General features: G+C 37.5%; 13 protein-coding genes. 2 read left to right on the top strand and 11 right to left on the bottom strand.

Features of this window, described 5'->3' with window-relative positions:
• Positions 1–180: 180 nt before the first annotated feature.
• From IGJ66_RS05425 to IGJ66_RS05395, 7 genes are all read right to left on the bottom strand, one after another.
• Positions 181–843: a DUF624 domain-containing protein gene (locus tag IGJ66_RS05425; protein ID WP_067481747.1), complete on the bottom strand. Its 663-nt coding sequence runs from the start codon at positions 841–843 to the stop codon at positions 181–183.
• 34 nt (positions 844–877) lie between these two features.
• Positions 878–1,618, bottom strand: a complete 741-nt coding sequence (locus IGJ66_RS05420; RefSeq protein WP_370629930.1) for a carbohydrate ABC transporter permease — start codon at positions 1,616–1,618, stop codon at positions 878–880.
• Between the two features lie 122 nt (positions 1,619–1,740).
• Positions 1,741–2,637: a carbohydrate ABC transporter permease gene (locus tag IGJ66_RS05415; protein WP_067481743.1), complete on the bottom strand. Its 897-nt coding sequence runs from the start codon at positions 2,635–2,637 to the stop codon at positions 1,741–1,743.
• Positions 2,638–2,740: 103 nt separating this feature from the next.
• Positions 2,741–4,018 carry an ABC transporter substrate-binding protein gene (locus IGJ66_RS05410; protein ID WP_430616937.1) on the bottom strand — a complete coding sequence of 426 codons (1,278 nt, stop codon included), beginning with the start codon at positions 4,016–4,018 and terminating at the stop codon, positions 2,741–2,743.
• A gap of 36 nt (positions 4,019–4,054) precedes the next feature.
• A complete protein-coding gene (locus IGJ66_RS05405) occupies positions 4,055–5,188 on the bottom strand; it encodes a glycoside hydrolase family 88 protein (protein ID WP_270660313.1) in 1,134 nt (377 codons plus the stop codon).
• Positions 5,176–6,990: a DUF2264 domain-containing protein gene (locus IGJ66_RS05400; RefSeq protein WP_430616936.1), complete on the bottom strand. Its 1,815-nt coding sequence runs from the start codon at positions 6,988–6,990 to the stop codon at positions 5,176–5,178. The genes IGJ66_RS05405 and IGJ66_RS05400 overlap by 13 nt, the downstream gene beginning before the upstream one ends.
• A gap of 4 nt (positions 6,991–6,994) precedes the next feature.
• The gene (locus IGJ66_RS05395) at positions 6,995–7,336 is read right to left on the bottom strand and encodes a hypothetical protein (RefSeq protein ID WP_095803558.1); all 342 of its coding nucleotides are present in this window, start codon (positions 7,334–7,336) and stop codon (positions 6,995–6,997) included.
• A 204-nt stretch (positions 7,337–7,540) separates the two neighbouring features.
• Between IGJ66_RS05395 and IGJ66_RS05390 the strand changes: the two genes are divergently transcribed.
• A complete protein-coding gene (locus IGJ66_RS05390; RefSeq protein ID WP_430616935.1) occupies positions 7,541–8,620 on the top strand; it encodes a LacI family DNA-binding transcriptional regulator in 1,080 nt (359 codons plus the stop codon).
• A gap of 160 nt (positions 8,621–8,780) precedes the next feature.
• Here the strand turns inward: IGJ66_RS05390 and IGJ66_RS05385 are convergent, their stop codons facing one another.
• The 3 genes from IGJ66_RS05385 to IGJ66_RS05375 all read right to left on the bottom strand — a co-directional run bounded on the left by IGJ66_RS05385 (position 8,781) and on the right by IGJ66_RS05375 (position 13,455).
• Positions 8,781–10,454 carry a hypothetical protein gene (locus IGJ66_RS05385; RefSeq protein ID WP_430616934.1) on the bottom strand — a complete coding sequence of 558 codons (1,674 nt, stop codon included), beginning with the start codon at positions 10,452–10,454 and terminating at the stop codon, positions 8,781–8,783.
• 2 nt (positions 10,455–10,456) lie between these two features.
• The gene (locus IGJ66_RS05380) at positions 10,457–11,305 is read right to left on the bottom strand and encodes a hypothetical protein (protein ID WP_430616933.1); all 849 of its coding nucleotides are present in this window, start codon (positions 11,303–11,305) and stop codon (positions 10,457–10,459) included.
• Between the two features lie 143 nt (positions 11,306–11,448).
• Positions 11,449–13,455: a beta-galactosidase gene (locus IGJ66_RS05375; protein ID WP_430616932.1), complete on the bottom strand. Its 2,007-nt coding sequence runs from the start codon at positions 13,453–13,455 to the stop codon at positions 11,449–11,451.
• A 111-nt stretch (positions 13,456–13,566) separates the two neighbouring features.
• Here IGJ66_RS05375 and IGJ66_RS05370 point away from each other — a divergent pair, with 111 nt between their 5' ends.
• Positions 13,567–14,364, top strand: coding sequence for an AraC family transcriptional regulator (locus IGJ66_RS05370; RefSeq protein ID WP_071868466.1), 798 nt, complete (start codon positions 13,567–13,569; stop codon positions 14,362–14,364).
• A gap of 180 nt (positions 14,365–14,544) precedes the next feature.
• On the opposite strand, the gene IGJ66_RS05365 is transcribed toward IGJ66_RS05370, so the two are convergent.
• Positions 14,545–14,673 (bottom strand): hypothetical protein, encoded by a 129-nt coding sequence (locus IGJ66_RS05365; RefSeq protein ID WP_067481724.1) that lies wholly within the window; start codon positions 14,671–14,673, stop codon positions 14,545–14,547.
• Positions 14,674–14,698: the final 25 nt, after the last annotated feature.

Genomic DNA, 14,698 nt, shown 5'->3' with positions numbered 1-14,698 from the left:
TTTTTCCAAAATTTTATTTTTTCGTAATGAGTTGTCAAAAATCAATAAAATGACTCTTTTACTTAGGAAAGAAGCTGATTCATTTAGTCAACAAAATAGAGACTGAAACAAATCTTCGTTCCAATCTCTATTAAATAATTATCATTCGTTCTAAAAAATGACTGGCATCACCAGTTTCACCTACAGAATCCCACGATAATGCCGCCCACAATTCAAATAGATTAGTCCAAAGAAGAAGACTGGAAAGAGTGTAAACCCAAATTGTGGTTTCAAGATCATCATGATTGGCACAATTCCAACCAGCACAGCATTCAATAAGCTGATGTACCATTTCTTCAACGCCACATATGTAGCCACTTTGAGAAGCACCGTTACAGATGCTTCGGGATTCTTTACCTGAAAATAATAACTGTTTAACTGAATGGCTACAAGTAGAATCAATAAAAGAAACAGAAATGGAACAAGCCATCTACCATATGTTACTTGGCTTAAAAACAGAATATCACCACCAACAATCAAACACCCTAACCACCCGACGCTCCCTAATAAAAAACTTTTTTTCCAAAACAGAAAATAAAAATGAAAGTAGTCTTTGAATGGTGCAACTTCTTTTTCCTCTCGCCACTTATTGATCCAAGCCATCAAAGCCAATGCTGCTGGCAGAAAGAAGACAGAAGCCCCTAAAAAGAAGAAGAGGTTCCTCACATCAATTGCTGAAGTGATGGTAACTAAAAAGAATGGAAAACTGACAAGCATAAAGCTCAAATTTCCTGCAAGAAAAAGATAGGCCCAATGAAATAACTTCATATAAATATTCGTTTCAAAACTCTGTTGCTTAAACATTCACATCACTCCGATCTAACGACTCATTTATTCATCAGCCTTTCACGCCAGAAGAAGCAATTCCTTCTACAAAATATTTTTGCATCGCCAAGAAGACGATTGCCACTGGCAAAATAGATAGCACAGACGCTGCCATAATCAATGCATACTCGGCATCAAACAAACCAACAAACATTTTCAGTCCCAATTGAATTGTTTTGTTTTCAGTTGAAGAAAGATAAATGAATGGTCCCATATAGTCATTCCAAGTGTTAACAAAGGTGATAATCGTCAGACTAGCTAGTGCCGGTTTGGTTAACGGTAAAATGATTTTTCGATAAATCCCCCACTCAGTCAAGCCATCAATTCGAGCACTTTCACACAAAGAATCAGGGATACTACTATAATACTGTTTTAATAAAAATACCCCGAATGCGTTAAACGCTTGTAACAAAATCAAAGAAAGCAGCTTATCTGTCAATCCTAATTGTCTCATCATGATAAATTGGGGAATCATATAGGATTGCCAAGGAACAGCGATTGTCCCTATATAGGCCAAAAACAAAAAGTCACGACCTTTAAATTGTAGTTTAGAAAAACCATACGCAGCAAAACTTGACGTAAATAGTTGGATTAATGTAATAACAATACTTAAAATTGCAGTGTTTTTAAAAAAAGTTAATAACGGAATTCTTGTCCAAATCACTGAATAGTTTTCTGGATGCCAAGTTTTCGGTATCCATTGGATCGGAACAGTGAATACGTCATTATTTGCTTTGAAAGAAGCGGAGAGCATCCAGATAAATGGCACTAATGTCAGCAAAGCTAAAATCGTTAATAAACAAATCACCAGTAAATGGCTAGTTGTTTGTTTTTCTTTGGTTCCTGTCACAGTTGTCGTTTTCATGATTCCCCTCCTTAAACTCGTTCTTGGACTTGATTCCATTTGAACTGAATCACTGTAATCGCTAAGACAATCACAAATAGAATCATCGCAATTGCAGAAGCATAACCGAAATTAAATTTGACAAACGCTTCATTATAAACGTGGTAAACCAAAACATTCGTCGCTCTACCAGGCCCACCATCCGTCATTACTTGCACCAAATCAAAAATCTTGAAGCAATTAATGACTAACATGATCGTTACAAAAAAGGTTGTCGGTCTTAGTGCAGGAACAGTGATATTGACAAATTGTTTCCATTTATTCGCACCATCCATCGCGGCAGCTTCATAAAGTTCTTTTGAAATACTTTGCAATCCAGCCAAATACAAAATCATATAATAGCCCATTCCACGCCAAACACTCACGATAATAATTGCTGTTAGTGCCCACTGTGAACTAGATACCCAACCCGGAGGATTCGCAATAAATAGTTTTAAAAATTGATTGATTGGTCCCATTGTTGGATGAAAGAGCATATTCCAAACAACTGCGATTGCAACCAAAGACGTCACATAAGGAAAGAAGAAGGCTGTTCTAAAAAACTTCACTCCACGAATTTTTTGATTTAATAAGATTGCCAGTCCTAACGAACAAACCAATGTTAGCGGAACCACGCCAATCGTATACAAAAAAGTATTTTTCAATGAGATCCAAAAAGTTTCGTCCGTCATCATTTTTGAAAAATTTTTCAATCCAATGAATTCTGGCGTGCTGAATGAATCCCACTTCATGAATGCGAGAATCAACGAAAATACAACTGGTATCAGCGTAAATAACAGAAAACCAATAAAATTTGGTGCAATGAATGACCACGCGATCAAAGTATTTTTTCTTTTTAGCTTTGAGACAGGATTTGCTTTATTTTCCATATCTGATTGTTAAAAAGCAATAACTTTTTAACCTTTCCCCCTTTTTATCTAAGAGATGCGCCATTTTTGACGCATCTCTGTTTTCAGTTATCAAATGAAGCCTTTATTCAATTTCTTGTTCGACACGTTTTTTCATTTCCCCAACCGCTTTTTCTGGTGTAACATCTCCAACTAGGATCAATTCATGTTCTTCTTGAAGAATTTTATCAATGGCTGGTCCATTTTCATCAATTGGGAATTCAATTGCGATTTTTTCTGGATCGAATGCTTTTTGAGAAACTTCATCTGTTGGCATTCCTTCACGACCAAAGTATAATTTATTGATTTCGTCTGTTCGATAAGAAGGAACGACACCTACGCCCGCAAGGATTTCAGCGCCTTCTTCTCCGGAACAAAAATCAAGGAATTTTTGTGCTAATTCTTGTTGTTTTGAATTTTTGTTGATGGCAAAAGCAGTTGGTGAACCAAATGTTTTGATTGCTTCTCCTTTTTCTTTTTGTGGAATCTCAGCAATGCCCCATTCAACGTCTGTTTTTCCTTCATCAAGATTTGTTAACAATGCGCCCATATACCAAGTACCCATATACATCATGGCAGCTTTTTCGTTTTCAAATTGTGACTGATAAGTGACGTTTGTTGATTTTGCAGTACCAAAATCCATCTGTGCTTTTTCATCTTGCATACGCAACATCCGTTTGTAATCATCGACTAAAAATTTATAATCTGGTTTTGCTAAGTTTTTATCATTTTGAGCAGCTGAGATTGCTTGCAAAGTTGAGCGCCAAGTATGCTGATAAGCACCATAAATTTGTTCATCTGGTTTCGATAATTGTTTTGCAAGTGCTTCATATTCTTCCCAGGTTAAGTTGTTCGGATATTCAAGACCTGCTTCGTCAAACATTTTCTTGTTATAGTAAAGTACCCAAAAGTCTGTACGATAAGGTTGCGCATAATTTTTCCCATCAATCTCATACATTTCATAGCTTTCCTTCGCAGGTTCCGTTTCTAGTCCATCAATATGATCTGTCAAATCAACTAATTGGTCACGTAAAGCGTAAGTCGAGTACGAAAGTAGATTTTTCATCGTTAAAATATCCGTTGTATCCCCACTAGAAAGCATTGTTGTCAATTTCGTATCATAATCATCTGATGCAATATCAACTGCTTCGACTTTGACTCCAGGATTCTTTTCTTCAAATGCACGAAACAATTTATTGAACTCTGGCGTTGTATCATAATTCCAAGTTGTGACTGTCAAAGTTGTATCGCCTGAATCACCACCATTTTTTGCGCTAGCTTTGTCGCCACCACCACAAGCAGCCAACAAACCTAAAGTTCCTAGTAACACACCAGCAGTGATTCCTTTTTTCCATCGCTTCATTTTATTTCCTCCATTTTTATAATAAAAATATTTTTATTACCAAACACTGTACCAACTTTTTGCCAACCGAGTTAGCGCTTCCAAATAATAGTAATCGCCCCAAATCATACATTCATTAACCCCTTTATTGGAGTTCTTATCATAAACACCTTCGAGTAACAGGCCATTTGAGTGTTCACTCTTTTTACTTGTGTACTTTTGGGCTAAAGCTTGCATGATTTTGATTGCTACCGCTTCGTATTCTTCATGCTTTGGATCAGATAAAGGTAATTGTTTAGCTAATTCCAGCAGCCCGCAAACAGCAATCGCCGCTGCGGAGCTATCTCTTTCTTGCCCACTACCATCATTGAATAATAAATCCCAATAAGCGACTTGATCTTTTGGTAACTGGCTAATAAAATAGTCAGCGACCGCTTTCGCTGTTTCTAAAAATTGATAATCGCCGGTGTGATTGTAGCTTAGCGTAAAGCCATAAATTCCCCAAGCCTGTCCTCTCGCCCAACAAGAATCATCGGAGTAACCTTGTTGCGTTTTGCCTTCAATTGGTTCACCTGTTTTCACATCAAAATAGTAGGTGTGAAACGTCGTATTGTTTGGCCGAACGATATATTTTTGTGTTTGCTTCGCATGTGCATAAGCTGCTTTTTTGTAGGATTCATCTCCTGTTTGCTCAGAAGCAAAATACAGTAAAGGTAAGTTCATTAAACAATCAATAATCATTCGTCCACGTTGCGCTGGGTCATTAAGGTTTCCCCAAGCTTGAATGATTTGAGCAGTTGGAGAATAGCGTTCCATCAATAAATCTGCTGCTTGAATTGCCAGTTTTTTTGATGCCTCATGTTTGTTGACTTGATAATCCGCTACGGCAGATAAACTGTATAAAAAACCAATGTCATGGGTTTCTAACTCAATTTTATTTTCTAATCGATGCTTGAACGAAGCCATTTGTTTTTCAATCGTGGCATCAAATTCCGTGGAATTCGTCAGCTCTTTTGCCAAAAACAACATGCCAACCCAAAAACTGGCTGTCCAATCGATATTTTCTTCTTCAGGATAGACCAATCCTTCACTTGCTGCTGGTGGAACTGTTTCTTGAAACGTTTTGAGATTTTCGCGAACTTTGTTGACAGCAAACTCGATTTCTTCTTGCAACCACTCTAATTTTTCCATGCTTTCCTCCTAGTGCCTAAAGCTACTTCGATTCTTTTTTCATTTTGTTGGACTTTTACTTGCTCATTACTGATTTCAATTGTTGGTTTTTCCATTTGCTCTTCCGGTAGCAAACCGGCAACAAGTGAAACTAAAACTGTTTTTCCTGGCGAAATGTTTGCTACTACATGTGGAAGTGCCGTTCGTGGATAAAATAAATTCGTATTCGGCTCGGTTCTGACAATAGCAGCCTCTTCAAATCCCAAAAGCCCTTCAATTCGCGAAAGCCCAATCGGTGAAGCTACCTCTGCTACTCCCCCTTCTGCCACTGGAAGCTCACTCGTGTAGGGTGCGCTAAATCCGCCATCATAAGCTCTTAATGCTTCTTTCGTCTCAATTTCATGAATACGAACATGACACGTTTCTAACGGAACAATGGTTGAAACAATGGACACATCACTCCATGGATTCCATTCATGAACAATTCGATCAGGCAAAATAGCAAAATGAGTATCCAAACCTTTCGACCTGAAATAATGACCATCTTTTGCCAACGCTAACACATTGTCGTAAGCACCTTCGTAATACCAATAATCTTGCTTAGGCACACTAAAACCAAATACTGTTGAATAAACGAACTTACTATATTTAGCATGTGGATGATTTTGGAATTGAACAAATTGTCCCGCAGGAAAAGCTTGAAGATGTGTTAACTCTCGATTGTATTGATAAAAGTTTTTACTTTCTGGAACAGCTAAAAAGCGTTCGTCAATCGTAAGTGGTTGTTCTTGTGCTTGCCAATAAGGATGATCAGCTGGGACAGCTAATAACAAGAAACTTTTCAATGCCCAATAAGGCGAGCCAAATCCGTTATAACCTTCGGCAAAAATAAGATTTTCATAATGATAGCCAACCGTTAATAATCCATCTGTTGAAAAAATTTCTTGTGCCCACCAGTTTTTCATATGGCGATTAATCAATCCTTTGATTTCTCCCCACGGCAACGCCTCCACATCCGCAAACACTAACGCACTAAAGAAAGAAACTTGCGCAAATCGATACGTCAAGCTTCGACCAAATGGGATAGCTTCTCCTTTTGCATCAAACCAATGCTTGAATGTTTGGGCAAAAAGGGTTGCACGCTCTTTGATTACTGCTACACGTTCAGGATCTTCTTCTGCCATAAAGCGAGCATAAACTAAACTATAGTAATGAATGGCAAACGAAATATAATAATCAAATTGTGTTTCTTCTCCATCACAGTACCAGCCATTTTTCTGATAAAATTCTTCCACAACCATAAAATCGCTTTCAATTTGTTGTTGCGAGTATGACATGTTGCACTTTTTCATCGCAACATTGACTAAAATACGAAAAAAGTGCCAATTATTTCGAGGGATTTCTCGTTCATTTACCTGAATCAACCATTGATGCAGATTTGCTTGCTCTTTCTCTGTTAATTGATCCCACGTTTTTTCTTTATTCAATAATAAAAATAAACTCAATGATGCCATTTCAACAATCAACTGGTCATAATCAGTAACTGTTCCCCAATAAAATGGACTGTCAGGATTTGTGCCTGCTGTGATTCCTTGAAGGTATTCTGCTAACAAAACGTTCTCTTCTGCAGAAGTCAAAAACGGACCCAATCCCCAAAGTGGTCGAAGGAAGGCTTCGACTTCTCGAGTTGATTCAGTATAAACTGTTCCATGACTGCCTAGTTTTAATCGTCCTAAATTTTTTTTACTAAAAAATGGTTCTAATGGTTCAACTAATGCTACAAATTGATTACTTATTTCTTCTTTTGTTAAAAAAGAATCCATACTTTTACTCCTTTTCAATGATGATTCCTTTGATAAAACCGTAATACTCACCATATACGGTCACTTGATCGCCAATTGAGATTGTTTCTTTCTGTTCATTAAATATTTGATAGTTGCTTGAACCACTTCTCAAAATAAAACGATCTCCTTGCAAAATGGTTTTGCCTCCATCTGAGCGAATGATTTTTCCCTCTAATTGAATGAACGCATGCAAAGGAACTTCTGTATTTTGCAACTCTTGTTCGGTATAGCGCTTTGCTTTTTGCCTAAGTTCACGCGTCACTTCATTTGTAAATTGATTGTTCTGCGCGGTTTCTTGACTCCCTCCACAACCTGAAAAGACCACGATAAGTACTAAAATGTGGAGAAAGATTAAAAATTTTCCTATCTTTTTACCTCCTTTACCTCATCAAAGCTATTATTTTACTAAATTTTACCTTTTATAACTAAAAATTTCAATAGTTTTTTGGTAAAAAAAAGAAAACTTTTTCTTGTGTTTCTTTTTCGAATCTTATACTATAAATAAAGACAATCAATTAGGAGGGAACACATGGCTACGATTACTGATATCGCAAAAGAAGCTGGGGTTTCGATCTCAACTGTTTCACGCGTATTGAATTATGATGCAACTCTCTCCGCTACTGAAGAAACGAAGAGAAAAATTTTTGAAGTTGCAGAGAAATTGAATTACACAAAATATAAAAAGAAAAATCAAGCAAAAGCAGCCGCTCAGCGAAACGTTTTGCATGAAGAGTTAGAAGGCTCAGCTGGTTCTATCGGATTTATTACTTGGCGTTCAAATGACGAGGAACTCGAAGACATTTATTACCTATCAATCCGTATGAGTGCAGAAAAAAAAGCAGTTGAACTAGGTTACAATGTCGTGAACTTTTCACCAACGGATTTGAGTAATATTCAAAATGTTGACGGCGTTTTAGCCATCGGAAAATTTACAAAAGAAAAAATTGATGAACTAAACAAGTTAGCTGCTAATCTTTGCGTTATTGGAACAAATTTTCCGCTATCAGAATATGACTGCATCAATACGGATTTCACACAAGCAACAGAAATTGCAATCAATCATTTGCTTGAATTAGGCCATAAAAAAATTGCATTTATTGGAGCAGAAGAAAGTCAAAATCTTCATGGCTATTGTCAGTACAAGACGCCTACTACCCTCACTTACTTAAGTATGATGAAACATTATGGCTTATTTGATGCGTCTTACTTTATCGTGCAGGAAAATAGCCAATTGAATGTGAAAAATAGTGAAGAATTAACCAAACAAGCTTTGCAAAGCTGGGGGACCGACCTACCAACGGCAATCTTGGCTGCCAATGATGCCTTTGCAATTGGAATCATTCATACGCTAACGGCGCAAAACATTTCTGTACCAGATGATATTAGTGTTATGGGCATCAACGATATTTCTATTTCGCGCTATATCACTCCACCACTTTCTACTGTCAAAGCCTACACCGAAGAAATGGGCGAGGTCGGCATCAGCACATTGCATGAACGAATCTTGACACCCACAATCGCCAAACGAATCTTTTTGGGTACTGAATTAGTCGTTCGAGGATCAACCGCTGCACCTAAAATAAATGAAAAGAGTCAAGAAATTAAATAGAGCAAAAAAAGCTGGGACAAAAGTTGCCTAAATAAAAAAGCCTAAAATTCGTTTTTGAAAACGTTGATTTTAGGCTTTTTTAATTGAAAAATGGATTAAAGACAGTTGAATTTTTAGTTTTATCCCACTCTCTTTTGCGTTTTTTTCTAAAGGAATATTGCTAGTGGACTAACTTCATTTTGACTACCACTTCTGCTTCCATTGAAATAGTATACGTTGTCTGAATCAAGGTTGCCTGACAAGTGTTTCCTTCATGGTCGTGGTACATTTTTTTCAGACAGTCAATTTTTTTTACTTCCTCCCCAAAAATCAATTCACAGGTCTGGCGTCCTTTGATGCTGACTGTTTGACCGTTCCTTTCAACTGGATATGTCGTAACAAAACTTTCAATGATTTTATTTCCAGCTTTTTTCATCCTGAAATAATCACGTAATTCCAACGTGCTTTCTTCTGGAATCAACACTAAACTTCGCTGAAATTGTTTCAGATTTGCGCTTGGCTCATAAGTCTTCGTCAAATCAAGTGAAAAGCGTTTTCCTTTTGGCGTATCAATAAATTTGGTTGCTGTGGCTGCCACTGCACCAGCTTGTTGGCAGCAATCGTTAATGATTGGCAAGGAATGACCTGATGCATTATTTACCAAATACTGGTAGCGCTTTTCTTCATCGAAGTAATCTTTCGTATACTCTCCCGCCCCTAGATCCGTTAAAAATAATTCATTTGGTGTTCCAAAAATAAAGTGCCCCAAGTCGATGTGATTATGGCTTTCCTCGTTGTGTCCTCCTTTGGCAGCGAAGAATAAGTCTTGAGCTTCTGATTCAAAAATGCCCCATTCCACATCTGAAAAATAATGCATAATAGTTGGTCGCTCAACTTCCGTTTTTTCCGTCCAAATCAAATTACGATAAAGTTGTGCAAACCGATAGCAATGATCGAAATCAATCTCATTCACCTTCACTACATCAGGTATTGGTACTTGAAATACCTGATGGCAAAAACTAAGTAAACCACTAGGCAACTCAGTAAAATTGTAGTCTGAAAATGGCAAGGCTTGTTGATTTTTTCGAACGACATAATACGGAAATGCAGCTATTTCTTTGACTTTTGGCAAATTCAAATAGGTTTCGTCCCCTAACATATCTGCTAGTTTTTCCGCAAAATAAATGTAATAACCAAATCCATAACTCCAATACCCCACACCTTCTTCACACGCACCATCTAACGCAAAACCTTTTAGATAAGACTGTAAACTATGGTCTACTTTTTGAAGGATTGCTCCTTGCCTTACACTGTTTTTTTCCAGTAAAGATAGAGCAGCCATTCCAATGCATCCACCAATGACGCCGCTCCAATTGTTCTTTTTCTCTTCCCATTCCCAATGATTTTCTTCAAATGGTTGGAATAGTCGGTGGTCGATTTCTTCTCTGATTCTATTTTGTGTCAGTAAAGTAAATTCTGCACCTATTAATTCCATAATTTCGGCTAAGGTTTGGGCTGTTTCGGCAGCAAACAAGTCAATCCACCAAACAGATGATTGCTTAAACGGATTTTTTTCCACTGGTAAATGCGCAGGCAACGCCCAGGTATATTCATTACAGATTTCCCAAATCACTTGCTCCAGTAACTTCTTCGTTTCCTGCTCATGAGTAGTCATATATGCCAGTGCCAAAATCGCCAACTGTCTCCTTCTGGCAAAATAAGCAGTTTCAAAGACTAGTCGATTGCCGGTTTCCAAGTAGGAGACATATCCATCAAGTGGCAAAGGTGTAATGGTCGCTGTTGCCACGTAAGCCTTCGCTTCTTTTTGGATACTTTGTAAATAGGTCTCAATCATTTTTAATTCTCCTCAATATTCACGTTTCGACCAAAGCACTCAATCTGAGTTAATGCTGGAAAAGGTGAATCGTCATCTGCTTGAATTAGTTCTTCAAAAGTGATCGCTGTGACTCGTCGTTGGTTGAATTCAAACGTCTGTGGTCTCGCTGTCTTTGTTGTCTGAAAAACTTCTTTTGTCCCATCAGAAAAGCATAAAGAAACCTGCGTCCAATAACTATCATGAGGAAAATCAGCTCGCCAAGTAAAAACTACTTTATCCAACTCCACCTCGCGCCCAAATAGAATGGTCAATGCCGCATCTTGTTGTTGATTGATGCCCCAAGATTGAAAAGGATACGAACCATGTGAGTGATTGGCGTAAATACCATCAATCGCATTGCACGCAAAAAATGTTGCGTCGTTTCTCGTTTCGACATTTGCCTCAGCGTGGGGATAACTTCCGGTAAATACCTTTTGATCATGTGGATTCAATGCCAGATTTTGATACATAGTTATTTCTTCAGCAGTCGCTACTCGGGCACTCAGATAATGACTTTCTCCAGCAAAACGCTCTTTAGGACGCGCTGCTAGCACGTTAGGCAGAAATGAAATTGGATAGCTCCAGCTATTTCCTGATAAATAAATAAGTGAAGTAGCTAATGTTTCATCTAGCTTAACCATTAAATAGGTTTCTGGTTGATCCGCTTGAACCACAATTTTGTCACCTTCCTGATACTTAAAATTTCTCATTGCAAGGTGAACGAGATTTTCCGCTGAATCGGTTAAAGGCATCTCTTTTCGTTCTTCACCGCGTGCTGCTGTGCGAAGTTCGCCTGCTTTGTTTTGGATGGCAATTGTTAGTTTTGTCATTATGTTCTGCTCCCATCTAGCTAAATAGTAGCTACTATTTAGCTATTATTTTAGTTATCACTTTATTTAATTATTACCTTACTTAACTGTTATCTTAGTTACTATTCTTGGTTACTATTCATTCAACCCATTCAATTAATAAGTTATTGTGACTCTTTCACTATCAAAACTTCATATGCCTTTACAAGATACTCTGCTACTAAAGATGTTTGCTTTAACAAGTCTTTTTGACCGATAAATTTTGTTGGTAATTTTTGTGATTGATCTGACAAATTAATGATAAAATAAAATTTTTGCCTTCCTTTTTCACGATAAGTGATTTCCAACGCCGTTTCTTCAGCAACAACTGATTCAACCTTGGCACTTGCACAAGCCTCATTTAACACTTTGGCTAGTGAATTCGTATCTAACTGTGTACCAATATAATAAGTTTGTCCTTTTCCAAAGGAACACTTTGTAGCAAACGGTTGTCCTGCATAAAAATTATCCGTGTAACTTCCCAGACTTTCAGCTGTTTCTAGATGTAACAAATCACTCACTAAGGTTGCCGTTCCAGTTTCGCCATCTGCAAATTGAATTTGATTCGATTGTTCAGGAGCTAAAGCATCCAGCTCTTCCACCCAAATACCTGTTAGTTTCCGCAACGGCCCAGGATATCCACCCAGTAAAACGTTATCCGACTGGTCAACAATTCCACTCATAAAAGTCGTCACGAAGGTTCCACCTGCACGAACAAAGTCTTCAAGTCGCGAAACGATCTCTCCTTTTATCATGTAGAGTACTGGTGCTAAAATGAGTTCGTACTTTGAAATATCACGGTCAATTGGAATCAAATCAACCGGAATATTTTGCTGATAAAAATAAGCATAGACTTGCTGAATCTGCTCAACATATTTCAAATTTTGATTCGGCCCGCTTGTATATTCCAACGCCCAATAATTATCCCAATCAAATAAGATGGCTACTTTCGCTGGACACGTTGCTTCTACCAGCAAATCTCCAAGTGATTCCAACTCATTCCCTAGTTCTGCCACTTCTCTAAAAACTCGTGTATTCGTTGTTCCAGCGTGTTCAATCACTGCCCCATGGAACTTTTCACACCCGCCAATACTTCGACGTAACTGAAAATATTGAATTGTGTCTGCACCGTGTGCAATCGCTTGATAACTCTGAGCGCGCAACTCTCCCGGTTTTTTCAATGAATTATACGGTTGCCAATTTTGCTGACTTGGTGTTTGTTCCATAAGCATAAACGACTGATCTTTCAATCCTCGCATCAAATCATGACCAAGTGCTACTGAACTCCAAGGGGTATTATAGGCAGGATAATTATCCCAAGAAACAAGATCCATTTCTTTTGCCCATTTGAAATAATCTAACCCTTTATAGGTACCCATCAAATTCGTTGTTACTGGTGTTTCTTGATCAAATTGTCGAATGGCTTCACGCTCTGCTTTAAAATTAGCCAATAAACTATCCGAATTAAAACGCATATAATCAACCGACAAACCCGCAAAAGCAGTCTCTTCCTCATTCATTGCATCACCTAAACAATTGGGCACCACAATTTCATCCCAGTCATAAACAGTATGTCCCCAAAATTTTAAATTCCAAGCAGTATTTAAAGCTTCGATTGTTTGATACTTTTTCTTTAGCCAAATCCGAAAAGCCTTCTCGCAATTTTCACAATAGCAAATTCCCCCATATTCATTATTGATATGCCAAACAGCTAATTGAGGTACGTCGCTGTATCTCTCTGCCAGTTTACCTGCTAACCGCGTTGAAAAGTGCTGATAGACAAGACTATTCGGACAAGCATTATGACGTTGTCCAAAGCGATGGCGGCGTCCTTCAAAATCGACCCGACCAACTTCCGGATATTCTTTATATAACCAAGCTGGCAATGCTGCAGTTGACGTTCCTAGAACGATTTCAATATTTTCTTTCGCCAATTGATTCATGATTTCATCTAATTGTTCAAAATCATAAACATCTTTACTTGGTTGGATTTTCGCCCATGAAAACACATTGATTGTTGCAGAATTGATCTTTGCAGACTTAAAGATTTCCATGTCCTCGAGCCAAATCTTTTTCTCCCACTGCTCAGGGTTATAATCACCACCATAGAATATTCGTTTTATTTTTTTCATTAATGACTGCCTCCTTTTCCTTCTCATATTCATTGTAAGCGTCATCACAAATCAAATGTATAATATGTTAAACTAAAAAATATAAGATTCCGAAACAAGGAGGTATTCATTTTGACCATTTATTTCAATTTGTCGATTCGACAATTACCCATTAGCATCGAAAGTATTGGAACCAATTGGCAGCAAGTAAGTTTGCAACGCACACAAGGACATCCTTTATACCATTGGTTACAAACAGAAACTGGGGCTGGAGAAATCTGGATTGAAAAACAAAAATTGACATTAGCAGCAGGCGAAGGCGTATTGATTTCCCCTTTTGTCCCCCATGCTTACTATCCACTAACTGATGATTGGCAAACGAATTTCGTCACTTTTGATGGGCACTTAAAAAATCATTTAGATCTGTTAGTCGGAAACGAACAGTTTCTTTTAGCAAAAGACACCGAGAAGTTTCAGTTCTCCACCCAAATTGAAAAAATGATTGCTGCTTTTGAAGCGAACACCGATCACTTGGCTCTTTCAGTTTTGTGTTATCAGTTTTTGCTCCAATTGAGTCAACCACAAGAGAACATGCAGATTGATGAATTATATCAAAAGTATGTTCTTCCAAGTCTCAATGAGATTCAAGCAAATTACGCACAGCATCTAACAATCGATCAAATCGCCCAAAAACAATTCATCACCCCTCAATACTTTAGTCGCCTTTTTAAAAAATTCATGGGTAAAAGTCCTTATCAGTACTTGATTGACTTTCGCATTCGTCAGGCAAAAAACTTCCTAATCAATCAACCTGATCTATCGATTCAACTCGTCGGCGAACGAGTTGGTTTTGATTCTACTAGTCAATTTATTAACACGTTTAAAAAGAAAACAGGCTATACACCTAAAAATTTTCGCAAATTTTATTAGGAACGTTCAAAAAAATTTGGACTCAATGAGTCGTATCGAGAAGTAAGAAAATTCTTGGGCGAGTACTCCGCCAATTTTGAGCGTATTCTACTTGCTTTTTAAAGAAATAAGTTTTCAATCTGTTTATACAAAAAAGGAGTTATGACAATTAAGTTGTCATAACTCCTTTTCATTTACCAATTACTTATTAAAGATTTTTGGTCCTTTACGCATATTTCGGCGATCATTTTTAGGTGTATCTTTTTGTTCTGATCTACCTCCGCCTTGTTTCTTTTTAATCAATTCTAACATTTTTTCTTTTGAATTCATTTTAATTCCACCTTTATTTATCCTG

Origin of the sequence: Enterococcus sp. DIV0176 (assembly GCF_050528535.1) — a bacterium.
In the GTDB taxonomy this organism is placed as follows: Bacteria; Bacillota; Bacilli; order Lactobacillales; family Enterococcaceae; genus Enterococcus_B; species Enterococcus_B thailandicus.
Note: the sequence above shows the minus strand (reverse complement) of the source record. Positions and strands in the feature narration are given on the sequence as shown.